26 protein-coding genes and 2 pseudogenes are annotated in these 21,361 nt (G+C 43.2%); 20 read left to right on the top strand and 8 right to left on the bottom strand.

Features of this window, described 5'->3' with window-relative positions; all coding sequences use genetic code 11:
- Positions 1 to 17: 17 nt before the first annotated feature.
- The 12 genes and pseudogenes from AC4E8A_RS10605 to AC4E8A_RS10550 all read left to right on the top strand — a co-directional run bounded on the left by AC4E8A_RS10605 (position 18) and on the right by AC4E8A_RS10550 (position 9,986).
- Positions 18 to 380, top strand: coding sequence for a rhodanese-like domain-containing protein (locus tag AC4E8A_RS10605; RefSeq protein WP_490198447.1), 363 nt, complete (start codon positions 18 to 20; stop codon positions 378 to 380).
- Between the two features lie 519 nt (positions 381 to 899).
- A complete protein-coding gene (locus AC4E8A_RS10600) occupies positions 900 to 1,196 on the top strand; it encodes a rhodanese-like domain-containing protein (protein WP_490198446.1) in 297 nt (98 codons plus the stop codon).
- A gap of 52 nt (positions 1,197 to 1,248) precedes the next feature.
- Positions 1,249 to 1,818, top strand: coding sequence for a sulfurtransferase TusA family protein (locus tag AC4E8A_RS10595; protein ID WP_490198445.1), 570 nt, complete (start codon positions 1,249 to 1,251; stop codon positions 1,816 to 1,818).
- A gap of 81 nt (positions 1,819 to 1,899) precedes the next feature.
- Positions 1,900 to 3,029: pseudogene (locus tag AC4E8A_RS10590) on the top strand (MBL fold metallo-hydrolase).
- Between the two features lie 190 nt (positions 3,030 to 3,219).
- A pseudogene (locus AC4E8A_RS10585) lies at positions 3,220 to 3,375 on the top strand (sulfurtransferase TusA family protein); the annotation flags it as partial.
- A 196-nt stretch (positions 3,376 to 3,571) separates the two neighbouring features.
- Positions 3,572 to 3,697, top strand: a complete 126-nt coding sequence (locus AC4E8A_RS10580) for a hypothetical protein (RefSeq protein ID WP_490198444.1) — start codon at positions 3,572 to 3,574, stop codon at positions 3,695 to 3,697.
- Between the two features lie 182 nt (positions 3,698 to 3,879).
- Complete coding sequence (locus AC4E8A_RS10575) at positions 3,880 to 4,266, top strand: YidH family protein (protein WP_490198443.1); 387 nt, start codon at positions 3,880 to 3,882, stop codon at positions 4,264 to 4,266.
- A 117-nt stretch (positions 4,267 to 4,383) separates the two neighbouring features.
- A complete protein-coding gene (locus AC4E8A_RS10570) occupies positions 4,384 to 5,298 on the top strand; it encodes a LysM peptidoglycan-binding domain-containing protein (RefSeq protein WP_490198442.1) in 915 nt (304 codons plus the stop codon).
- 479 nt (positions 5,299 to 5,777) lie between these two features.
- Complete coding sequence (locus AC4E8A_RS10565) at positions 5,778 to 6,476, top strand: YetF domain-containing protein (RefSeq protein WP_490198441.1); 699 nt, start codon at positions 5,778 to 5,780, stop codon at positions 6,474 to 6,476.
- A gap of 155 nt (positions 6,477 to 6,631) precedes the next feature.
- Complete coding sequence (locus tag AC4E8A_RS10560) at positions 6,632 to 7,534, top strand: AEC family transporter (RefSeq protein ID WP_490198439.1); 903 nt, start codon at positions 6,632 to 6,634, stop codon at positions 7,532 to 7,534.
- A 155-nt stretch (positions 7,535 to 7,689) separates the two neighbouring features.
- Positions 7,690 to 8,907: an MDR family MFS transporter gene (locus tag AC4E8A_RS10555; RefSeq protein WP_490198438.1), complete on the top strand. Its 1,218-nt coding sequence runs from the start codon at positions 7,690 to 7,692 to the stop codon at positions 8,905 to 8,907.
- 125 nt (positions 8,908 to 9,032) lie between these two features.
- Positions 9,033 to 9,986: a bile acid:sodium symporter family protein gene (locus tag AC4E8A_RS10550; protein WP_490198437.1), complete on the top strand. Its 954-nt coding sequence runs from the start codon at positions 9,033 to 9,035 to the stop codon at positions 9,984 to 9,986.
- A gap of 80 nt (positions 9,987 to 10,066) precedes the next feature.
- On the opposite strand, the gene AC4E8A_RS10545 is transcribed toward AC4E8A_RS10550, so the two are convergent.
- Both AC4E8A_RS10545 and AC4E8A_RS10540 read right to left on the bottom strand, forming a co-directional pair.
- Positions 10,067 to 10,471: an anti-sigma regulatory factor gene (locus AC4E8A_RS10545; RefSeq protein ID WP_490198436.1), complete on the bottom strand. Its 405-nt coding sequence runs from the start codon at positions 10,469 to 10,471 to the stop codon at positions 10,067 to 10,069.
- 551 nt (positions 10,472 to 11,022) lie between these two features.
- Positions 11,023 to 11,157 carry a hypothetical protein gene (locus AC4E8A_RS10540; protein WP_421385108.1) on the bottom strand — a complete coding sequence of 45 codons (135 nt, stop codon included), beginning with the start codon at positions 11,155 to 11,157 and terminating at the stop codon, positions 11,023 to 11,025.
- Positions 11,158 to 11,275: 118 nt separating this feature from the next.
- Between AC4E8A_RS10540 and AC4E8A_RS10535 the strand changes: the two genes are divergently transcribed.
- The 4 genes from AC4E8A_RS10535 to AC4E8A_RS10520 all read left to right on the top strand — a co-directional run bounded on the left by AC4E8A_RS10535 (position 11,276) and on the right by AC4E8A_RS10520 (position 14,021).
- Entirely contained in the window at positions 11,276 to 12,319 is a 1,044-nt protein-coding gene (locus AC4E8A_RS10535; protein WP_490198435.1) for an SDR family oxidoreductase, read from the top strand.
- 78 nt (positions 12,320 to 12,397) lie between these two features.
- Positions 12,398 to 12,910 carry a mismatch-specific DNA-glycosylase gene (locus AC4E8A_RS10530; RefSeq protein ID WP_490198434.1) on the top strand — a complete coding sequence of 171 codons (513 nt, stop codon included), beginning with the start codon at positions 12,398 to 12,400 and terminating at the stop codon, positions 12,908 to 12,910.
- A 359-nt stretch (positions 12,911 to 13,269) separates the two neighbouring features.
- Positions 13,270 to 13,632, top strand: a complete 363-nt coding sequence (locus AC4E8A_RS10525; protein ID WP_490198433.1) for an aminoacyl-tRNA hydrolase — start codon at positions 13,270 to 13,272, stop codon at positions 13,630 to 13,632.
- Positions 13,633 to 13,685: 53 nt separating this feature from the next.
- Entirely contained in the window at positions 13,686 to 14,021 is a 336-nt protein-coding gene (locus AC4E8A_RS10520) for a VOC family protein (protein WP_490198432.1), read from the top strand.
- A 56-nt stretch (positions 14,022 to 14,077) separates the two neighbouring features.
- Here the strand turns inward: AC4E8A_RS10520 and AC4E8A_RS10515 are convergent, their stop codons facing one another.
- Positions 14,078 to 14,776, bottom strand: a complete 699-nt coding sequence (locus AC4E8A_RS10515; protein ID WP_490198431.1) for a hypothetical protein — start codon at positions 14,774 to 14,776, stop codon at positions 14,078 to 14,080.
- Between the two features lie 262 nt (positions 14,777 to 15,038).
- Between AC4E8A_RS10515 and AC4E8A_RS10510 the strand changes: the two genes are divergently transcribed.
- The gene (locus AC4E8A_RS10510; protein ID WP_490198430.1) at positions 15,039 to 15,344 is read left to right on the top strand and encodes a hypothetical protein; all 306 of its coding nucleotides are present in this window, start codon (positions 15,039 to 15,041) and stop codon (positions 15,342 to 15,344) included.
- A 268-nt stretch (positions 15,345 to 15,612) separates the two neighbouring features.
- Positions 15,613 to 15,918, top strand: a complete 306-nt coding sequence (locus tag AC4E8A_RS10505) for a hypothetical protein (protein ID WP_490198429.1) — start codon at positions 15,613 to 15,615, stop codon at positions 15,916 to 15,918.
- Positions 15,919 to 15,964: 46 nt separating this feature from the next.
- Here AC4E8A_RS10505 and AC4E8A_RS10500 read toward each other — a convergent pair whose 3' ends face one another.
- Positions 15,965 to 16,774: an MBL fold metallo-hydrolase gene (locus tag AC4E8A_RS10500; RefSeq protein WP_490198428.1), complete on the bottom strand. Its 810-nt coding sequence runs from the start codon at positions 16,772 to 16,774 to the stop codon at positions 15,965 to 15,967.
- 197 nt (positions 16,775 to 16,971) lie between these two features.
- Between AC4E8A_RS10500 and AC4E8A_RS10495 the strand changes: the two genes are divergently transcribed.
- Both AC4E8A_RS10495 and AC4E8A_RS10490 read left to right on the top strand, forming a co-directional pair.
- A complete protein-coding gene (locus AC4E8A_RS10495) occupies positions 16,972 to 17,121 on the top strand; it encodes a hypothetical protein (RefSeq protein ID WP_490198427.1) in 150 nt (49 codons plus the stop codon).
- A 203-nt stretch (positions 17,122 to 17,324) separates the two neighbouring features.
- Positions 17,325 to 17,960: an FMN-dependent NADH-azoreductase gene (locus AC4E8A_RS10490; RefSeq protein ID WP_490198426.1), complete on the top strand. Its 636-nt coding sequence runs from the start codon at positions 17,325 to 17,327 to the stop codon at positions 17,958 to 17,960.
- A gap of 152 nt (positions 17,961 to 18,112) precedes the next feature.
- Here AC4E8A_RS10490 and AC4E8A_RS10485 read toward each other — a convergent pair whose 3' ends face one another.
- Genes AC4E8A_RS10485 through AC4E8A_RS10470 form a run of 4 tightly spaced genes read right to left on the bottom strand, consistent with a single transcriptional unit; the run spans position 18,113 to position 21,168 of the window.
- The gene (locus tag AC4E8A_RS10485) at positions 18,113 to 18,655 is read right to left on the bottom strand and encodes a cupin domain-containing protein (RefSeq protein WP_490198425.1); all 543 of its coding nucleotides are present in this window, start codon (positions 18,653 to 18,655) and stop codon (positions 18,113 to 18,115) included.
- A gap of 14 nt (positions 18,656 to 18,669) precedes the next feature.
- Positions 18,670 to 19,296: a methylthioribulose 1-phosphate dehydratase gene (locus AC4E8A_RS10480; protein ID WP_490198424.1), complete on the bottom strand. Its 627-nt coding sequence runs from the start codon at positions 19,294 to 19,296 to the stop codon at positions 18,670 to 18,672.
- On the bottom strand, positions 19,280 to 19,963 hold the full coding sequence (locus tag AC4E8A_RS10475) for a 2-hydroxy-3-keto-5-methylthiopentenyl-1-phosphate phosphatase (RefSeq protein ID WP_490198423.1): 684 nt from the start codon (positions 19,961 to 19,963) through the stop codon (positions 19,280 to 19,282). The genes AC4E8A_RS10480 and AC4E8A_RS10475 overlap by 17 nt, the downstream gene beginning before the upstream one ends.
- Positions 19,960 to 21,168, bottom strand: a complete 1,209-nt coding sequence (locus tag AC4E8A_RS10470) for a 2,3-diketo-5-methylthiopentyl-1-phosphate enolase (RefSeq protein ID WP_490198421.1) — start codon at positions 21,166 to 21,168, stop codon at positions 19,960 to 19,962. The genes AC4E8A_RS10475 and AC4E8A_RS10470 overlap by 4 nt, the downstream gene beginning before the upstream one ends.
- Between the last annotated feature and the right edge of the window lie 193 nt (positions 21,169 to 21,361).

Raw genomic sequence — 21,361 nt, 5'->3', positions numbered from 1 at the left:
TAAGGAGGCATCTAAACTTGGAAGAGTACTTGAGGTATATCCTTGTCGGAATTTTAATTCTAATCATCATCTTTCGTCTTACTCCCGCAAGAGGTGTAAGGCATATCACAACCACTGACCTAAAAAACGAACTGGAGGATCAAGATAAGTTGTTCATCGATGTTCGCACCAAGGGTGAGTATAACAAAAAAAAGATTCAAGGATTCAAAAATATTCCTTTATATGAATTACCGCAAAGAACAACAGAACTTACTTCTAACAAAGAAATCGTCTTAATCTGTCAAAGCGGTACAAGAAGCAATAAAGCTGCAAAGTTACTGAGAAAAAAAGGATTCAACAAAGTAGCAAATGTAAAAGGCGGTATGAGTGCCTGGTCTTAAGAAAAGCGTAAGCGCCCTGAACAGCCCCGACAGGCATAAGACGAGCCGGCGGGAAGGTCGCCCTTTGACCTTCTTGACGGATTGGCTTATGACCCCGAGGGGCTGGGCGCTGGAGCTAGACATAAAGAAAAGCGTAAGCGCCCTGAACAGCCCCGACAGGCATAAGACGAGCCGGCGGGAAGGTCGCCCTTTGACCTTCTTGACGGATTGGCTTATGACCCCCGAGGGGCTGGGCGCTGGTGCTAGACATAAAGAAAAGCGTAAGCGCCCTGAACAGCCCCGACAGGCATAAGACGAGCCGGCGGGAAGGTCGCCCTTTGACCTTCTTGACGGATTGGCTTATGACCCCCGAGGGGCTGGGCGCTGGAGCTAGACATAAAGAAAAGCGTAAGCGCCCTGAACAGCGGCGTACGGATTGGACCAGTTCCGCTTGAAATAAAGAAACACGTTAAAATGTAAAATGCTCTTTTCCCCAGCAAATCTTTCCAGGAAAAGCTCACCATAAGGAGGACGAACAAGATGAGAGAAATCACACCAAACGAAGTTGAATTAATCGTGAATGAAGGAACACTTGTGAATATCATTGATGTCCGGGAAACGGATGAAGCAGCTCAAGGGAAAATCCCCGGCGCAGTAAATATCCCGTTAGGATTAGTTGAATACCGCATGAATGAATTGGATAAATCCAAAGAATATATCATGGTTTGCCGTTCTGGCGGAAGAAGCGGCTCCGCGTGCCAGTTCCTTGAAAACCAAGGGTTCAATGTTATAAATATGACTGGCGGCATGCTTGCTTGGGAAGGCGAAACAAAATGAATTTTTTTTGAGAATCTTCATACCCTATGGAGTATAAAATGGAGGTCATGGAATGGAAAACATTACAGTAAATCAATCATTGGATGCTAAAGGCCTTGCATGCCCAATGCCAATCGTCAAAACAAGGAAAACCATCGCGTACATGAAAGCAGGGCAGGTCCTTGAAGTTGAAGCGACTGAAAAGGGATCAAAGGCAGATATCAAAGCCTTGCCCGAGAAATCCGTCCATCAATATCTGGGGACGATTGAAGAGGGAGATATCCTTAAGCATTACTTGAGAAAAGCATCCGGTGAGGAAGCCATCGAGAAAAAGCACCCTCACACAGCAGACAATGATCAGCTCGCAGGTAAGTTGGAAGATAATATAGTTGTCCTGGATGTACGCGAGGCGGCGGAATATGCGTTCCATCACATCCCGAATGCTGTATCCATCCCATTGGGTGAATTGGACTCTCGCATGGATCAATTGAACAAAGAAGATGAAATCTATGTTGTATGCCGCACGGGAAGCCGAAGCGACCTTGCCGCGCAGAAACTCACCGAAAATGGATTCACTAAGGTCATCAATGTTGTCCCGGGCATGAGCCAGTGGAACGGTGCTGCTGAGTCGAACACTAAGTAACGGGAACCCAGGGCGGGACCAACCCAGGTCCCTGAAGCAAATTTTTTTACAAAATATAATACCTTAGGGGGTAACTCAGAAATGACTATTAAAGCTATGAATGCAAAAGAAGTAACGAAAAAAGTATTCAATCACGAAGAACTATTCATCCTTGATGTACGTAATAAAGACTCTTTTCAAGATTGGAGAATTGAAGGACATAAATTCGATTATCTGAATGTTCCTTACTTCGACTTATTGGACGGAGTTGAAGAAATCATGGATGAACTTCCAAAAGACAAAGACATTCTGGTGGTATGTGCCAAAGAAGGCTCTTCTGTAATGGTGGCAGAAATGCTGTCCGACGAAGGGTTGGATGTATCCTACCTTTTGAAGGCGGCATGAAAGCATGGAGTGAGCATCTTGAGCCCGTCAAAGTCGGTGATCTGAAAGATGGCGGCGAGGTTTACCAATTTGTTCGTATCGGGAAAGGCTGCCTGTCATACATGGTAGTTTCCAATGGCGAAGCAGCCATCATCGATTCCACGAGAATGGCGGAAGTTTATTCTGATTTTGCCGACAGCCTGAATGCTGAGATCACTCATGTATTTGACACGCACCTCCATGCAGACCACATTTCCGGCGGACGCATCATTGCTGAGAAAACTGGCGCGGCTTACTGGCTGCCTCCGAAAGATGCTGAGGAGATTACATTTGAATATGCCGCATTGGAGGACGGCAGTGAAGTGACGATCGGCAATTCAAAAATCAACATACATGCATTGTACTCACCAGGACATACAATCGGTTCGACATCTTTTGTGGTTGACAACCAATACCTGATGACAGGGGATATCCTATTCCTCGATTCCATCGGAAGGCCAGACCTTGCAGGACTTGCTGAAGATTGGGTAGGAGATCTACGGGAAACGCTATACACCCGATACAAAGAACTTTCAGATAACTTGATTGTCCTTCCTGCACACTTCATGATCATTGATGAATTGAACAAAGATGGAAGTGTATCAGAGAACCTTGGTACTGTACATGAACAAAACCATGGCTTGAATATTGCGGACGAGGCTGAATTCAGATCACTTGTTACCAATAACCTTCCTCCTCAGCCAAATGCCTATCAAGAAATCCGCAAAACAAATATGGGTAAAATCACGCCTGATACGGATGAGCAGCGTGAAATGGAAATCGGACCAAACCGCTGTTCAGTGAGTTGATTTTCCAGGGGAATAGTTTATCGGCTTTTTTGATCGTTTTTCGGCGAAACTGAGTCGGTTTTGGGCGATTTCACAGACTGTTTCGTCGCTTCTCGTTCATTTTTCGGCGAAAACCATTCACGTATCGACCAAATGATAAAATACAACACTCAACAGCAAAAAAATTCTATCAAAACAGGAGGCTATCAATATGGAATCAGCAACAATACTAGACGCAAAAGGCTTGGCATGTCCAATGCCGATTGTAAAAACGAAAAAAGCGATGAACGGCTTGCAATCCGGAGATGTCCTTGAAGTGCATGCTACTGACAAAGGCGATAAAAACGATCTGACAGCTTGGGCTCGATTTGCCCATTAAGATCACTGAAGGAGGGAATTCCATGGTCAAGGTAACTCCATCAGCAGTCGATTACATCAAAGCTGAAGTGAACAAGGAAATACATGAAGGCAAGGTCCCATTCATTCGCCTTTCGATGGGGATTGGCTGAGGCGGCCCAAAACTGCGTCTGACTCTGGAGGAGTCGGCTTTAGAAATTGATGAAGTGACGGAAATTGACGGCATTCAATTCCTTGTTCATGAAAAAGATAAGGTCTATTTTGATGAATCAAAAATCGACTACGTCAGAACGCTATTTGGCGGCGGGGAGTTTAAAGTACTCCGTGTATAATGAAGGTGACAAAGTAAAAAAAACGAATCAATGCAATAACGGCACTTGAGGATTAAGCATGCCGGGTCATGGAAGAGCTTCCTGCCATGACCCGGCATGCTTGTCTGGTTCCTGGCAAGAGTCGTCTTACTGTCGATTAAATTTCTTTAACAAAGACATTTTTTATCCTGAGGTGAATGGTTATGAAAAAAATAGAAAAGGACAACCTGCAGAACGGAGGGACAGCTGACAGCAAGTACATTCAGCAGCACTTGGCAAGCGAAAGGACATTCCTAGCGTGGATCCGGACAGCCATAGCGGTTATAGGTGTAGGCTTTCTTGTAACCAATCTCCATTCTACAATGCAAGCCAGCCTGTCACCGATTGGGGATGCCCTCGCGAATGTTATCGGCTTATCGTCAGTCTGCCTTGGGATATTGACCATCGTCATGGCGCTCGTCAGCTATATCCGAAAGATAGATGCAATCAATAATCAATCATTTCGCACGTCCAAGTTCACCATCGTCGTATTGGCTGTATTTGTGATTGTGATTGCCCTTATTTTCGGTGCATATTTCCTGATTGTTTAAGACTTCCAAAATGGGCTTATCTTCATGTAACTTCCTGTTTTTCCAGCCGTCTAATGAGGTGTAAAAGGAAAAATTCAGCCATTACATCAAGAGAGAACATACTGGGGGTCATTTTTTATGAAAAGGAAGTCTTTTAAATCAGCCATACTTGCCTTGGCCATTGCTTCAGTGAGTGTTTCAAGTGCCGGCGCATCTGGTTTTCACGTTATCCAGAAGGGCGATACCCTCTGGGGCCTTTCCCAAAGATATGGGATTACGGTGGATGAACTGAAGGATCGCAATGGTCTGGCATCCAACCTCATAATTGCAGGGGATAAGCTAGCCATGGAGAAGGTTATAACCGTAAAAAAAGGCGACACATTATGGAGCCTCGCACGAACACATAACAGTACGGTCGAGCAATTGAAACACGTCAACAACCTTAAATCTGATATGATTTATATCGGCCAGAAACTCGAAATTCCGAATGTCATACTTGTAAGACCAGGAGACACTCTTTGGAACATCAGCCGCAAGTATGGAATGACAGTGGATGAGTTAAAAAGAAGAAACGGATTGACGGGCAATCTGATACTGGCGGGACAGGTATTGAAGGTGAATAAAGTTAAAAATGTCGAGACTTCATATGATGCACATAAAGTCCGGCTGGCGCTGACACCTTCAAAAGGATATATGTTCACTGCAGAAGAACCAAGGAGATTCATCCTTCAAAACAACATAGATGCTGGTTACTTTGCAAGGGTGGAAGTGCTTGATTCAAAGGCTGATATCAAAGCAGTAAAAAAGAACTCTATGGACCAGTTAAATGCCCTTGGCACCGTGTCGGAACTTTCCACAAAGAATTCCCTCCCGCTCTATAAAAATGCTTATTTCTTTCTGCATGCTCATGATGCAAAGCATCAAAGAAACCTTGTCGTCAAAGAGGTTGATGGCAAGCTGTTACGATTTACGATTTTTTATCCAAATCGAGAAGAAGCAGAGGGACTTGTTCCGGAGATGCTTGAAATGCTTAACAACATCAAGGCGAAGTAAGTGAGTGGCCCCGCTGCAATTGCAGCGGGCTATTTTTATGAGGAAGGGGAAGAGGCAGCGGTGCTGTATAGTTTGCTTTTACGAATAATCACTGGGTAATAGCCTTGGTTTCAATTTATATAGGGGGGGTTCGGTCTATTCACACGGTTTTAAACTCGATTCGTTTTTATTATCAGGGGGGTTCTCTTATTCACATGGTTACAGCCACAGCTTACATTTAAAACAGGGGGTTTTCAGTCTATTCACACGGTTTTAACTTCTATTCGCTTTTTACCAGGGGGGTTCTCATTTAATCACATGGTTACAGATACGACTTACGTTTATAACCCGGGCTTTTCGGTCTAATCACCTGCTTATAGCCACTGCTTCCTTTTGTAACCGGGTGTTTACATGAATGCACAAAAATCCGGTTCCTCAAACGAGAAGATTAGACATAATTCCTCACTCAACGCAAATACTAACCAAAAGGAGGCAAGGCCATGGATGCTTTTGAACTTATACTGAGGGTGATGATTGCATTTGCTGCGCTTTTCATCGTAGCAAGGATCTCTGGGAGAAAAGAAATCAGCCAGATGACATTTTTTAATTTTATTTCTGCTATTACCTTGGGTACTATTGGCGGATCAATCGTGACTTCTGCAAACTTCTCTGTCAGAAACGGACTGCTTGCACTTGGCGGATGGCTGATTTTGACTATACTATTTGGGTATCTGGATATTAAATCGAAGGGCGCCAGAAAACTGCTTGAAGGGGAACCGATCATCGTCATTAAACAAGGAAAGATTATGGAGAAGGCACTTGGAAGGACTAGGCTTGATGTTGATGCCTTAATGGTGCACCTGAGGGAAAAAAATGTATTTTCTGTTAAGGATGTAGAATACGCCATATTTGAAACGGATGGAAAGCTGTCTGTTATGAAAAAGCAGGGGCAGCAGGCCCTTACGAAAAAGGACATGAATATTGTGCCGTCAAAACAGGTTTATCCTTATTCCACTGAAGTGATTGCTGACGGCAAAATCATCGATAATAACCTTAAAAGGTTGAATTTGCAGGAAGAATGGCTGCAGGAACAGTTAAGAAAAAATGGAATCACTTCTGTGACCGATGTTTATTATGCAGAGGTACAAACAGATGGATCACTATACATTGACAGCCGTAATGATAACATGACACATTAGGCTGGCTTTTTATTTCACCTTCTGTCCAGGTAGGTGTTTTTTTATGGAAAGCCAGTAATTGACAAGCAAAAGGCAGGCAGGATTTCATTTTTTGTTTTATACTAGGTAGATGAAAGATTACTATACTAGAAAAATTTCGATTTGGAGTTTTGAGCATGAGTTTTATATTAATCGTTCTACCGGTATTTTTAATTCTGGCTGTCGGGTTCATCGGCCATCGGGTTTTAAATCTCGATATTAAGTCGATATCCACTGCTGCACTTTACTTGATGCTGCCTTTCCTGGCTTTTCAGACTTTTTATGAAAACGAACTGAATATGAATTATGTATATATCGTTCTTTTTTGTATTTTGCTTCTGTTTGGATTAATAGTTATTTCATTCATTGCCGGAAAGATGACTAACCGCCCACAATCCAAAACACCCGCGTTTGTCCTGGCTGGTGCCTTTATGAACAGCGGCAATTACGGTGTTCCGGTGATTTTGTTTGCCTTTGGTGAAATTGGTTTTCAATATGCGGTCATCATGATGGTCATACAATCACTGTTGATGAACACGGTCGGTTTATACTTTGCCGCTAAAGGGGGAAAGAGTGGGGCGACATTGAAGGATTCACTTAATAAAATCTTAAAAATGCCCGTATTGTATGGTTCAATGACTGGGCTTCTGATGCAAATTGGTTCGATCCAGGTACCTGACTTTCTATACAATGGCATTGATTTGATCGCATCAGCTACGATTCCGACCATCATGCTTGTCCTTGGAATGCAGTTAGCCAATATTTCTAAAAAGAATGTGAAGATGAAGGAACTATCAGCAGTGCTTGTCATAAGGTTGGTTGCTTCTCCAATCATCGCTTATGCCATTACCGTCATGCTTTCATTAGACAGTTTGCTTTCAAGTGTATTAATTGTGCTTGCTGCTATGCCGACTGCCGCCAACACGACCATGTTTGCCGTGCAGTTCGATACAGAGCCTGACCTTGTTTCCTTTAGTACACTCGTCACGACATCCATCAGCATAATTACCGTTCCCCTTATGATCATGCTGATGTCATAGGTTCTCTTACAGGACTTCCTTTTATAGGGAGTTCTATTTTTATAAGTTTTTCTTATAGACATACATAATATAAATAACATTTACTTATGAGAAGAATCGCTTTATAGTAAGTTATGGGAATAGTAAGCACGTCAAGGGGAAAGAAGGGGTCATATATGAATGCATTAAAAAAGTACATTGATCAGTTCCATCCGATGGTGTGGGCTCTTTTATCAGGCACGGTGCTCTCTAGAGGAGCCATGTTCATGACAATGCCGTTTCTGGCTATTTACTTATCCAGAACCATGGATATGCATCCGTTGTTCATCGGGTTGACTGTCGGAATCAGTCCGCTTGTGGCGACCATAGGGGGATTCATCGGGGGACATCTATCCGACCGGTTTGGCCGAAAGCTCATCTTAATCATCTCTTTGTTTACGATATCCTTGGTGTTTTTCGGATTCAGCGTGGTCAATCATCCCATTTGGTTTATACTCCTGAACGCATTGAATGGATTGTCGAATTCATTTTTCGAACCTACTTCACAGGCTTTGATGGCCGACCTGACAGAAAAGAAGAAAAGGATGAAGGCTTACTCTCTGCGATACACAGCCATTAATATAGGAGCAGCTGTCGGACCGCTTCTCGGTGCGTATTTAGCGAATGTATCTGCAGAGTCCACCTTCATCATTACTGGTTCAATTTATTTCTTTTATGCCATCGTCCTGACGGCTTTATTACGCAAGTTCAATCTTGGCGGGACAACAGCGGGCAAGGCGAAAGTTACATTCAGGGATGCTTTGACGATTGTAAAAAGGGATTCCGCACTTCGTTATCTCATTTTAGGCATCATTTTGATTAATATAGGCTACTCTCAATTACAGTCAACGCTGCCTATGCATTTCGAAGACACATTGGAAAACGGAGTTTATATCTTTTCAATCCTGTTATCCATAAACGCAATAATGGTCGTTTTCTTGCAGATGCCAGTCAGCGCCATTGCTGAAAGGTTCCGGCCCATGCAGGCGATGGTATGTGGAGCCCTGCTGATGATTACGGGATTGGCAGGATTCGGGTTCACAAACGGATGGTTCCTATCAATCCTGTCAGTGGCTTTGCTGACTTTGGGTGAAATCTTAATTTTTCCGGCTAACTCCGTTTTGATCGACAGGCTTGCTCCAGAACACTTGCGCGGGATATACTTTGGTGCGGGACAGTTCCGCAAGATCGGAAATTTTGCAGGTCCTGTTCTGGGAGGGTTCATTTTCAGTGAAGCAGGAGGGCCGGTGATGCTATGGCTGGTCTCTCTCATTGCCCTTTCAAGCATCCTATTTTTTTCGCTGGGAAACAGATCTTTTGTAAATGTGGAACCTCAAAGGATGAAAAGTGTTTAATCGTTATCATCCAATAAAAAGGGCTTAATAAAGAAAATATAAAATTCTTCATTATATTAAGATAAAACTACTACGTATCTATCAATAATCATTTCATAATGGCTACGATTACTGGAGACTTAAAAATGAGTGTAAATAGAGTTTTAGAAAGATTAATGCCCTTCATAACGCCGGCAGCTGTTATTGCAGGTATCATGTTGGAAGAAAGTTTGAAAGCCCTCACCTTTCTGGTGCCCTGGGTCTTCGCAATCATGACGTTTGCCGGCAGCTTAAACAGCAATTTTTCTGGTCTTCAAAAGACTGTGACGAAACCTGCAGCATTATTAATGGCGATGGTCATCCTTCACATCATTATGCCGGTTTGGGCCTTCTCCATTGGTTCTATTGTCTTTCCGGAAGATACCATGACGGTTACGGGCCTGGTTCTTGGAATGGTTATCCCGACCGGAATTACAAGTTTTGTCTGGGTATCGATTTATAAAGGAAATATAGAACTGGCACTATCCATCATCCTATTGGATACCCTCTTGTCTCCACTTATCGTCCCATATAGCTTGTCCATCTTTGCAGGGGAAAAGGCAGGGATCGATACAGGAAGTCTTATGACAGGGTTGTTAACAATGGTTGCCATTCCGTCATTGGCAGGAATGTTCTTGAACCATATAACGAAAGGGGGCATAAAGGATTCCTTGGGAGTGAAGCTGCAGCCATTCACGAAAATAGGGATAGGGGTCGTTGTTGCCATCAACAGTGCATCTGCAGCACCCTATTTGCGCAAGGTTGACTGGAAACTTATCAGTATAGGGGTGGCCGTCCTGTTCATTGCTATTGGGGGTTACGTTTTTGCTTGGATGCTCGCAAAAGCAGCAAAGAGGAGTCGTGATACTCAAATCAGCCTGTTATTTACGGGAGGAATGAGGAATATCAGTGCCGGGGCCGTCATAGCGGTCCATTATTTTCCTGCTCCAGTGGCGGTGCCTGTAGTAATTGCCATGCTGTTTCAACAAATATTGGCTTCCTTGTTTGGATTTCTCTTTTCAAAGACAGAAGGGGAGCGGGACTCCAATCATGGCGCTTGACAAAATTCATTTTTTAACGTATTAACGCACTAAAAGGGACTGTCCCTCTTAGTGCGTTAATACGTTAAAGCTCATATTTTTCATTTCAGCTGCCATTTCACAGCGGTGACTTTTGTACCGTCCCCGGGGGAGCTTTTTATCGTGAATTCATCCATCATGTTCTGGACGCCTGGAATGCCGGCGCCAAGAGTACCGATTGAAGAGTAGCCTTTCTTCGATGCCTGTTTAATATCCTCTATGCCAGGACCATCATCATTAGCGGTGATCCTGATTCCTGTTTTTGATTGCTCCCTTATTATTTCTAATTCAATGAATCCCTTCCCAGCAAACTGATAGATATTCCAAGATAATTCAGAAACTGAGGTAATGACCCTTGCCAAGTTTACTTGAGTTAGATTTACAGATTCGCCCAATTTCCTAACCATTTTCCGGGCAAATATAATATCATCCTCGATATGAATTTGTATAACAACCTTTTTTTCCATAAAAATCTCCCTATTCTCACTTTATGATTTCCGCAAGATTATTGGTCGTTCTCCTGGACTTGGTTCCTGTTCAATCGCTCAAAACAATTCATTGATAAGGTCCTTATTGAAAGAAAAAAGCCGAAATAACAAGGAGTGGCCCTTATTATTTCGGCTTATGTCTAGTTCTCTGCCTAGTCCATTACAGCCCATCATATCCATTTTTATAAACTCTTTGCTTTATACATTGTATACGTATTCAGAAACCAAGTGATGAAGAAGTTCCCGATCGCTGATGCTCGTAAATGTTGTTTTTTCATTTCATAGATTCTGTTTTGAGATTCCGGCGTGTTATCCGTCATCCTTTTCGAATTCTACTATTTCTTTATCATAACGCAGAAAATGCCTTTAAACTACCAATCTTTGAGAATCTCCTTTGGTGGCACAAAGATTTTTTTGTCGAAAGAGAACAAATAAGATTACCCTGTATGCTGAAAACAGCATAAGCCATTTCTCTTTAACACATTAACGCAGCAGGGGACAGTCCCCTGCTGCGTTAATGTGTTAAAGCGTTATTTAAGCTTATTTTTAATATCCTGCTGTGTGATTTCACTTCTAATGGTTGCATCCTTCGCAAATTCTTCATTGAATACCTTGTTTCGAGGGTATTTATTCTTACGTTCACGGTTATCATTTTTATTTGTCATAGTTTTTAAGCCTCCTTTCCTTGTTATCCTTTTCAATTTATGGGTTGATTATGTACTATAGTAGAGGGTATCATCGTAAGCCTTATTAACAACTTTAGAATAGAAATGAGGGGGCTGTTTGAATATATTTCTAACCGGGGCAACGGGATTTGTCGGAAAGAAATTAGCAGAAGGATTGCTGGCTGACGGCCATAAATTGTACATACTGTGCAGAAGCGCCGTGAAAGTGGAAACCTTTTTAAGTGAAATGCCAGAATCCAAGGGGGAAATTGTTTGCTTGCAAGGAGATTTGCAGAAAGATGACCTTGGGTTCACAGAAATGCAAAAGGCTAATTTAAAGGGAGAAATTGATGCAATTTATCATATGGCAGCTTACCTTTCTTTTGATCCTTCACAGAGGGAGGAAACATTCAACATCAATCTGGAAGGCACTAGAAATACGTTGGAATTTGCAGAAAGAATTCACTGTAACACCTTCCTGTATGTGAGCACTGCCTATACAATAGGAATGCAAACGGAAGGACATGAGGAGCTATACAGCCTTGACAGGGCCTTTGTTAACCCCTATGAAGAATCAAAGGCACATGCAGAGCATCTTGTTGATTCATATAGAAATAGTATGGATATTCGTATATTGAGGCCTTCCATTATAATCGGGGACTCAAGGACTGGAGAAGCTGAAACAACTTTTGGTGTCTATGGATTATTGAAGGCTGCCTCCCTTCTTAAAAGAAAAATGAGCAAAGCGGAAGGTGCAGAGAGGATGGTTTATCATTTCCTAGGGCAAGCTGATCTGAAAATTAATCTGGTACCAGTTGATTATGTGGTAAAAATATTGAAAGCCGCTTTGAATTATGGTGAAGGTGGAATAGTCTATAATATAGTGGATCCAGAGCCGCTCACCCAGGGAGAAATCTTTCAAGTGATAAAAGAAGTGCTTGAATTCCCAAATATGGAACTCATTCCTTTTTCAAAAGCTGACACTTTAAACCCTATTGAAGAAACATTTAACCATTCAATGTCCGTTTTTGAAAACTATTTCACACGGGAAATAGTTTTTCCATCTGACAACACCCAGATGATGTTGAAGAAGGCAGGTCTTCAGCCACTGGATCTGAATTACACAAACCTTAAATTCATTCTCAGCGGCTTCAAAAAATAAACTTTACCGCTTTAAAGTAACAGGGGACTGTCCCCGAGTGCTTTAAAGGACTAAAGCAATACAAAGGAGGGATATCGCATGCAGCCATTGCCAGATCATCTAAGGAAGGACCTGGATATTGTATTTATTGGCTTCAATCCGAGCTTGAAGTCCGGACAGGTGGGGCATAATTATGCCAATCGCAGCAACCGGTTTTGGAAGATCCTTCATCTTTCCGGGCTGACACCGAGACAGTATGCACCTGAAGAAGACTCCAGCCTGCTTAAACTCGGATACGGTCTTACCAATATCGTTGAGCGGCCGACAAAAGAGGCCGCCGACATAACCAAAGAGGAGTATGAAGAGGGAAGGGGCATCCTAAACCAAAAGCTTCAAAACTACTCTCCCCACATTGCCTGCTATGTCGGAAAAGGTGTGTACCAGCAGTTTTCACAAAAACGGAAGATTTCTTGGGGAGTGCAGGAGGAATCAATGGTGGGTGGAGTCATTGATTTTGTGGCACCGTCTTCAAGCGGTCTCGTCAGGATGAAAATCGACGAAATAGTAGACATCTATAAAGAACTGGCTCTACTTATAGAAAAGCAGCCTTAACCGAAGCACCAATCGCTGCGGCTTAGGCTACTATTTCCTTCTCTTCTCCACTTCCGCATCCCGAGTCAAGCTTTCCATCGTGAAGATACTTTCTTTAAATTTTATTGAAAGCAGCGGGATAAGCGGTCGGGTTATTTAGCTTAGTAAAAGGCAGTCAGGAACAAAGAAGTAATTATCCCTTCTTCAAGCGCCCTATAAGCTCACCAAACCATAAAAACTTTTAGTACTGACCAACTAATCGTTTTCAAAGACAACGCTTTCAAAGTATAGTAGGAATAGGTAAGCAGTCCATTTCCAAATTGTATGGAAGCTACACAATAATTAGGTGCTTTTTTCCACGAATAGAAAGGAGAATTATCTTGGCTGAAAATGAAATTGTTCAATACTACGTAGTAAATAAGGACTTGAATATGTCATCAGGGAAAATCGGAGCCCAGACAGCACATGCAGCCACCATCAGTACCATCGATCTCCTTTCGGATTCATCTGCTTTTCCAGGATGCAGGGAGTACTTTATCCAATGGTTTCAAAAAGGAATGACCAAGATTGTCTTGAGAGGAAGACAAAAAGACCTTGAAAAGCTGGCAGATCAGGGTTATTACAGCATAAGGGACAGCGGAAGGACAGAAATTGAATCGGGTTCGCTGACTGTAGTAGCACTTCCTCCCATGCCCAAAGCAGAAGCAAAAGAAAAGGTCGGACACTTGTCATTGTTTAAATAGATCAAGAGAAGGTAAAACATAAAGGCGAATTACAGAGAAAAGGAGAGTCGATTATGTTTGCTAAATTGGATACAGTAATTTTGAATGTGAAAAACCTGGAGAAGGCAAAAAATTGGTATAAAGAAGTACTCGAATTGGAAGAAATCTACGATGGCGGAAATCATATTGTATTTAAAGTCGGGCAGGGCGAAACGCCTATTACAATTATTGAAGGGGAAATAGGGCGACCGACCATAAAGCCGGTCCTGTTCTCCGATGCAATTGAAGAAACGCAGTTAAAACTAAAAGGAAAGGGCGTTGAAGCAGGACAGCTTGAGATTGACGGCACCGTGACCTTCTTTACATTTAATGATCCAGATGGGAATCCATTTGAGGTTTGTCACTTTTAATAAGGCCGTTCCATTAGAAAAAGCAGAGCAAGATCAGCTCCAGCTCTGCTTTCGGTTTACCAGAAATATCTCATTCCGGGTCCTGCTCCCATGCCGAATGGTCCACCGGGCATTCCATATCCCTGAGATGGATAACCCCCATATGACTGGGCAGGTCCATAATATCCTTCAGCAAATCCTGGCTGTGGGGAGCCATAAGGAAGCTCTGAGCCATATCCAGGATTCCCTTGGCCATGCATGAAGGGAGAAGCATATGTGCCTTGAGGGGAGTGGCTATATTGCTGCCCGTATGGCCACTCGGTAAACTGGGTATACTGATTTCCTGATCCACTACCTCCCATCTGTCCTGTATCCAAACTTGATTGATAAGGATTCATCGAAGGCATATCAGACATTTGCCATGGATTTCCTTGCAGCATATTGTGAGATGCCTGGCCGCCAGAACCCGGCTGCATTCCATACATGCCATACGGGTTCTGGCCTTGCTGCATTCCATACATATCAGCGGGATCCTGTTCCATGCCATACATATTGTAAGGGCTCTGGCCCTGTTGCATTCCATGCATCTCAGACATGTTCATAGGCATTAATTCATCTTCATTTATTCCAGACATCTGTAAAGGGTTTAATCCTGTCATTCTATAAGGGGACGTATGATCCTGATCAAATTCCATCAAGGGATCATGAGAAGAAGGGAAGGTCTGCATTCTCTCTGAACTGGTTCCGTTCATTCCATATGGATAAAAATGGTTCACAAAATATACCTGCCTTTCAGCTTTGAGCTTTTTAAACTTCCTTTACATCCTATTGACAACAGGGAATCATGTGCCTATCCACCGGGAAAATTCCTAATTGGATGACTTTTTTAGACTTTGTTTCTATTTCATGCAAATTTCTAAAAATGCTGACATGAGCCTCCTGAAAACCTTGATTAGCAAAAAAGAAACCATTTACCAAGGGGGAATTCTGTTCTTGGGATTTATCCGAAAGCCCTTTTAAAATGAAAGGAGTGTGGTCATGAAAAGGATATCTGCTGTTTACTTCCTGAGTGTTTTTTTGACAGTATGCAGTTCTTCACTGATTTTTCCATTATACAGCCAGGCCCATTCAAGTAACCAATCAAGAATCACTGCTGAATTCAGCTCAAATTCCTCTCTAACGATGGAGCGGTCAGCAGAAGATCAACAGAATCAAGAAGACCGGGAGCCGCCGTTGTTCGAAAGTATCCTTGTTTATCTCATCATTTTCATACCAGTGATTATCGTTAGTGTGATCGTCTGGATATTCTGCAGAGTGATAAAGCTGACCAACGAGAAAGAATGAAGCCTGATCTGCAGGCTTCTCTTTTTTATTATTAGAAACCCGAACCAATAGTACAGGAATCCAACCAAACCCATGCGAAACCCATCCCCCCTGAACAAAACCGCATCATTTCAATACCTGCACTCATTAATGATCTATGAACCTATCGAATTGAAAGGACTCTATCTCAATGATTGTAATATCCTGGGATTCACTTAAATTGAACAACTTTTAGTGAAACAGGTGATTCGTGAGAAAGAGGGATAGACTCACATAGGCTGTACAAGACATGAGGTATTACGAAAACGAGAAGGAAATGATTACAATGGAGAGTGGCACTCAATCTCCCATTGAGTTAAGAGTATCTAGAATGTACGATCAGTTGAAAGCTCATGAATCCATTGTCAATTCTTTGCAGAGAGTGATACAATGCCAGCAGAAATTGTTAGAAAGATTGGCAAGCCTTATTGTTGCTGCAAGGGATCCTTCACTACTTGAAAACCTCGGCATGGATAAACTGGCAAAAATCTCATTATTTGCTTTTAGCTTAACCTCGAAGGAGAAGCTGCAAAAGAGAAGAGTGGAGAAAGAGTAATTAAGCAAAGAGAAGAGGCTGTATTACTTCAGCCTCTTCTTTCCTGTCATTTTTTGTTTTCGGGAATTTCTGTTTCCCTAAAATCTCTCGCAAGCTTGTCAAGATTTGTTCTCAGTTCATCATCTGCAAGCGGAAGGCCGTGGCCAACCACAGCGACTAGAGGATTTAACTCTGACAAAGTTACAACAGACTTCCACGCCGCCTGCCAGTCTGTTGTAAAATATTGAGGAGGGCCATGGATTTCCTGTTTTTGTGTGAGGACATCATAAAGCTTCTCCTGTTCAACATTGATGAAGGCATCACCTGCAATCAGTGCCTGATCACTTTCCCTGTATAATGATATGTGTCCAGGTGTATGCCCCGGTGTGTGGATGTATTTCCAGCCGGGAAGCACAGGAATGGTACCGTCTTCAGGCAGGATTTTCAGGCTGGAGGACACATCAATGCTGTGCCGAGGGAACATGGAAGACATCTTGGCTACCAATCCAGAGTCTGCATCCGTATTAGGCGGCGGATAATTGCTTTCCCCCGTCAGGAACGGCACCTCAGCGGCATGTGCATAAACTGGAACATCCCACTTTTCAATAAGCCCTTCAAGAGCTCCAACATGGTCAAAATGTCCATGGGTAAGGACAATTGCTTTACAGACAGCTTTTTCACCGAATCGTTCCTTAGCTGCTTCCATAATCTTTTCCTCGGACTCCGGCATCCCCGCATCAATCAAAACATATTCGCTGCTTACACTCGGGTCGCCTATAAAGGCGATATTCACAATTTGAATTGTGTGGCAATAGAGGTCAGGCAATACTTGGATCCCGATACCGCTTGCCATAGATGTCATGGGCATTTTCTTCATAAACAGCCTCCTTTAGTATCTCAGTGGTAGTATCTGTAAACCAGCAGATGATTATGTCACGTTTCAGATTCGTATATACCCTTACAGCAAAAAAAGATTAACACACTCGTTTTTTATATAAAATACTGATATTTCCATTAATAAATTGGTAAAATAGAATGAACAAGCTATTACTTTTTTATCAGGAGGAATATCATATGGACAACAAACCCTTGCACTCTGATGGCTCCACAACCTCAGGTAATGAGATGGAACCCATTTTCCAGAGAGAAGAACCTTTTGTGCTGACACAGGAAGCAAGAAGAAATATCGGCGGTAACCCTTATGAAGTAAGCAGTGAGGATTGATAGACATTTTTTTAGGAGCTGAGTCAGTGTCAGCTTCTTTTTTTGTCATTAGGTCATTTGGCGTGTTTTGAATGAGTTGGTTACTTTTTTTGTGAAATCGGGTAAGTGAAAGCTTGAATGCACTTTTCCTTTTCATTGGAATAAAAGAATGCATACTAACAGAAACTAAACTGTCAATTTACTTAGAAGGGACGATCAGTATTATGGCAAAGGTCTTGTACGTTACAGCGCACCCACACGATGATAAAGAGTCATTCAGTATGGCAGCCGGGAAAGCTTTCATTGATACGTATAAAGAAAGCAATCCTTCTGATGAAGTCATTCACGTGGATTTATATAAGGAACATATCCCTCAAATCGATGCCGACGTTTTCGCTGGATGGGGCAAACTTCAAAAAGGATCAGGATTTGAAGAACTGTCAGAAGAGGAAAAAGGAAAAGTGGGAAGACTATCTGAACTAAGCGAACAATTTGTATCGGCTGATAAGTATGTTTTTGTTACGCCACTTTGGAACTTCTCATTCCCGCCGGTAATGAAAGCATATATCGATTCAGTTGCAGTGGCAGGGAAGGCATTTAAATACACAGCTGAAGGGCCGATAGGGTTGCTGACAGATAAAAAAGCGCTTCATATCCAAGCGCGCGGCGGCATTTATTCAGAAGGGCCGGCTGCTCAGATGGAAATGGGACATCGGTACCTTGACAACATCATGCAGTTCTTTGGAGTTCCTTCCTTTGAAGGCTTATTCATTGAGGGGCATAACGCAATGCCGGAGAAAGCACAGGCTATCAAAGAGAATGGAATTGCCCGTGCGAAGGACCTGGCTAAGACCTTTTAATGGTGTTCCCAGCAGACGTTGCGTCTTCTGGGTTTTTTTTATTGAAAGAGGAGGGGGGAACACAGGCTTAATCAGCCGTTCTTGATGGGATACAGGATGATTTACGGCTGATAAAAGAACCAGCGACCCCAAGCCCGCTGGCGAAACATACCTTATGATTGTTGAAATTCTGGATCTTTGAATGGATGAGCAACCCACCCTGTAGAATCAATGAACAAGCGGACAGCCACAACCTGCTTATCTTCCATCAGTGTGAAGAAATGGGGATTTCCCTCAGGGACAGATATCACATCGCCTGCTTCCAACTCGACATCAAAGTAACCGGTTTCGTCACTGCCTTTGATAATGAAAATGCCATGGCCAGCCGTAATGGCGCGGACTTCATCCTCGGTATGGGTATGAACCTGCTCAAATTTATTCAAAAGGTCTTCAATATTCGGCGTTGCTTCCGATAGAGCCACTACATCCCAGCTTCCATATCCGCGGCGTTCTGCCAAGGATGTAATTTCCTTTTCAAACGTGTCGATGACGGTTTGCTTTTCATCATCCGTGATCTGGCAGCGATCACGTAGTTCAGCTGGAAGCTTTGATACATCCCAATGCTCATAAAGCACTTCCTGATTGGCTAAAAATCCCCTGACGTTTTCTTCTCCTGAAATGGTTTCACCTGTGTTCCTAACTTTTATAACAGCCATCTTGATTCCTCCTATTAGTTAAGCGCAGCTTGGCGCAAGGTTAGTAGTTTAACATGATAGTTGAATAAGAACTCATATGCTTCTAAATGCTTCTTTGCTTCAAATGCATCCTTTCCCCAAACTGTGATCCCATGATTGCGGATCAGAACAGCCCCGGAAGCACCTTGAATGTGACGGACCAGCTCACTTGCTAGAAGGGGGATATCAGCATGGTTCGGTATGATCGGGAGCCGAAGTTCGGCATTTTCATTCCAAAGACCGAATGCCTTGATGATTTCCTGACCCTTGAAGACGACTTCGCGGCTGTCTCCATAAAGTTCGGAGATGACATTGTTATCTACCGTATGGACATGGAGAGAGCAGCCGGCATTGGTCCGGCGGTAAATTTCCAGATGAAGCAGGGTCTCTGCAGAAGGCTTTAAATCTGTATCTTCAGCAGGATTCCCATCACCGTCGACGAGTAGAAAATCTTCACACGTCGTCTTTCTTTTATCTTTACCACTTGCAGTTACCAGGAAGGAAAGGGGGGATCCGCTGACACGGATGGACAAATTACCGCTTGTGCCGTAGAACCAGTCCCGCTTTGCCAATTCCGCTTTCACTTCACTTAGTTCATTCCACTTTTCAAGATAGTTGCTCATGTGCTTCACCCTCTCTATTAATCTCTTCCAAACCCGCTATCACTTCATGGAACGTTTCAAAATAACGGTAGTTCAATCCAAGCTCCTTGCATTTATCGGCAAGGAAATCATCACAAGCAAAAACCAAGTCTGCCATTTTTGCCCCTTCCAAATCTGTGATCGAATCGCCAATCATCACTAAGAAATCCCGGGGCTCTGCTTCATGACGGATAATGCTGGTCTTACAGCAGCCGCATTCATTATTACAATGCTCATCACAGGCATGAGGCCAGGTGATCCTGATGGTATCTCCTGAAAAGTCGGCGCTGTTGCAGTACACTTCCTTTGCAGAAATGATCCCATCCAAGATCGGTTCTACAAAGAAATCAATCCCGCCGCTGACAATCTTCAACTTTATTTCCTGTTGCTGAGTCCAGTCGATGAACTCCTTAAACCCTTGACGCAGCTGATGGGTGTCCAGTAAGTAGTGAACCAATTCATCTCGAAGGGAAGAGGGGAGAAGACTGAACATCGCACCGACACCCTCCTTGATTGAAATCTGGTGAGAAAGAATGGCATCTTTAAGTGCATTCCATTCAGGAGGAGCAAATCTTTTCATAAGGGAAATGATATTGTCCGTTGTCGTAATCGTACCGTCAAAATCACAAAATATTCTTAAACGTGTCATACCGGTACCTCGCTTGATCCCCACAGGTTTATCGCCTGCTGAAGTTCATCATGTTCCCGGGCTGCTTTCCCCAGAGGGATTCCTTCAACAACCGCTTGAATTGCTTGAATGAATGCTTTTCCGCCTCCCGCAGCGCCAAGAGGATGCCCATGAATACCGCCGCCTGCATTAATGACAGAATCAGCCCCAAAGTCCCGGTAAAGCAGGGGGGTCAATCCCGGATGAATGCCCGCGGATGGGACCGGAAATGCTTTTTTGAACTGTGAATCTTCTTCAGTCAATTCATTTGCTATGCTGACAGCCGCTTCCTTTTTCAGAGCAACGCTTCCGTATGGGGAAGGGAAGAGGGATAAATCAGCTCCGGCATACCGGAGCAGTTTGCCCAATAGAAGCTGATGCGAAAACCCATAATGGAGTGAGGTTGTCAGGGCACCGCTCACTGCTGGATGGGCCATGATCGGCAGGCCGATTTCTTGATCTTCTCTTATGGACTGAAGGACATCAAGACCATAGGCAAATACATTGAAGAGAAGAAGATCAGCACCTAAATCCCTGGCTCGTTTCGCTTTTTCTTTTAAATCATATGTCTTGCCGGATAAATTGACGGCATATAATGTCCGGTGCCCTGTCTCGTTATAAACTGTATCCAGAACCTCTTTCGCCTTCGTAATCCTCTTGGCAAACGGAGTGAGGGGGTTGTCAAATAGAATTTCATCATCCTTCACGATATCAACTCCGCCAAGCGCCTGGTCTCTTAATTGACCGGAAAAATAGTCCAAATCCCTTCCGAAGACACTTTTAAAAATACTCATCAAAAGAGGATGGCCATACTTGTTGAGCCTTTGCCTGATTCCCTCAATACCAAATCCGGGACCGGGAAAGACAGACTTTAATTCTTCTGAAAAATGAAGATCCGTCAATTTGATTTTTCCATCTAATGAAAGCTTGCCGAATACTGTTGTTAAAATAGCCGGGAGGTCACTGCTGAAATTGGCTGCCGGATAATAAATTTTGATGAGGCCCTTGTTTTCTTCCAAAGCCTCGACAGAAACAACGCGGCCTTTATGGCGTTTAAGCTGTTTTTGCTCCAGGAGGGGAAGGTCCGTCCATGATCCAACCGTCAGTCCAAGCGCAATGCCTTCCGCTTTTTTCTCCAGATTGTCGGTCGGTCCATGAACCGTATAGACCGCTGTAATGTGTGACATAGGTGATGCTCCTTTCAACATTCTGCATTTTAAATAAAAGGCTGTTTTCGCTTACATTGTTGCTTCCGGAAAAATCCTAGAAGCCGGATTTTTCTTCTGCATACTACGTTTTTCGCTCTGAACGAAGAGAGAAGCTCTTTTCTCTCTTGCTAAACGGGTTTTTTCCGGTTCATTACTCCACTATTTTTCGGAA

The sequence above is a fragment of the Bacillus sp. SRL337 genome (assembly GCF_984799155.1).
Note: the sequence above shows the minus strand (reverse complement) of the source record. Positions and strands in the feature narration are given on the sequence as shown.

Bases quoted from the DNA above. Each gene is read 5' to 3' on its own strand.
- AC4E8A_RS10575 (WP_490198443.1), top strand. From the start codon at position 3,880: ATGAAAAAAATAGAAAAGGACAACCTGCAGAACGGAGGGACAGCTGAC.
- AC4E8A_RS10475 (WP_490198423.1), bottom strand. From the start codon at position 19,963: ATGACACGTTTAAGAATATTTTGTGATTTTGACGGTACGATTACGACA.
- AC4E8A_RS10560 (WP_490198439.1), top strand. From the start codon at position 6,632: ATGAGTTTTATATTAATCGTTCTACCGGTATTTTTAATTCTGGCTGTC.
- AC4E8A_RS10570 (WP_490198442.1), top strand. From the start codon at position 4,384: ATGAAAAGGAAGTCTTTTAAATCAGCCATACTTGCCTTGGCCATTGCT.
- AC4E8A_RS10545 (WP_490198436.1), bottom strand. From the start codon at position 10,471: ATGGAAAAAAAGGTTGTTATACAAATTCATATCGAGGATGATATTATA.
- AC4E8A_RS10495 (WP_490198427.1), top strand. From the start codon at position 16,972: ATGGACAACAAACCCTTGCACTCTGATGGCTCCACAACCTCAGGTAAT.
- AC4E8A_RS10490 (WP_490198426.1), top strand. From the start codon at position 17,325: ATGGCAAAGGTCTTGTACGTTACAGCGCACCCACACGATGATAAAGAG.
- AC4E8A_RS10520 (WP_490198432.1), top strand. From the start codon at position 13,686: ATGTTTGCTAAATTGGATACAGTAATTTTGAATGTGAAAAACCTGGAG.
- AC4E8A_RS10600 (WP_490198446.1), top strand. From the start codon at position 900: ATGAGAGAAATCACACCAAACGAAGTTGAATTAATCGTGAATGAAGGA.
- AC4E8A_RS10505 (WP_490198429.1), top strand. From the start codon at position 15,613: ATGAGGTATTACGAAAACGAGAAGGAAATGATTACAATGGAGAGTGGC.
- AC4E8A_RS10530 (WP_490198434.1), top strand. From the start codon at position 12,398: ATGCAGCCATTGCCAGATCATCTAAGGAAGGACCTGGATATTGTATTT.
- AC4E8A_RS10565 (WP_490198441.1), top strand. From the start codon at position 5,778: ATGGATGCTTTTGAACTTATACTGAGGGTGATGATTGCATTTGCTGCG.
- AC4E8A_RS10500 (WP_490198428.1), bottom strand. From the start codon at position 16,774: ATGAAGAAAATGCCCATGACATCTATGGCAAGCGGTATCGGGATCCAA.
- AC4E8A_RS10470 (WP_490198421.1), bottom strand. From the start codon at position 21,168: ATGTCACACATTACAGCGGTCTATACGGTTCATGGACCGACCGACAAT.
- AC4E8A_RS10550 (WP_490198437.1), top strand. From the start codon at position 9,033: ATGAGTGTAAATAGAGTTTTAGAAAGATTAATGCCCTTCATAACGCCG.
- AC4E8A_RS10555 (WP_490198438.1), top strand. From the start codon at position 7,690: ATGAATGCATTAAAAAAGTACATTGATCAGTTCCATCCGATGGTGTGG.
- AC4E8A_RS10485 (WP_490198425.1), bottom strand. From the start codon at position 18,655: ATGGCTGTTATAAAAGTTAGGAACACAGGTGAAACCATTTCAGGAGAA.
- AC4E8A_RS10595 (WP_490198445.1), top strand. From the start codon at position 1,249: ATGGAAAACATTACAGTAAATCAATCATTGGATGCTAAAGGCCTTGCA.
- AC4E8A_RS10480 (WP_490198424.1), bottom strand. From the start codon at position 19,296: ATGAGCAACTATCTTGAAAAGTGGAATGAACTAAGTGAAGTGAAAGCG.
- AC4E8A_RS10510 (WP_490198430.1), top strand. From the start codon at position 15,039: ATGAAAAGGATATCTGCTGTTTACTTCCTGAGTGTTTTTTTGACAGTA.
- AC4E8A_RS10540 (WP_421385108.1), bottom strand. From the start codon at position 11,157: ATGACAAATAAAAATGATAACCGTGAACGTAAGAATAAATACCCTCGA.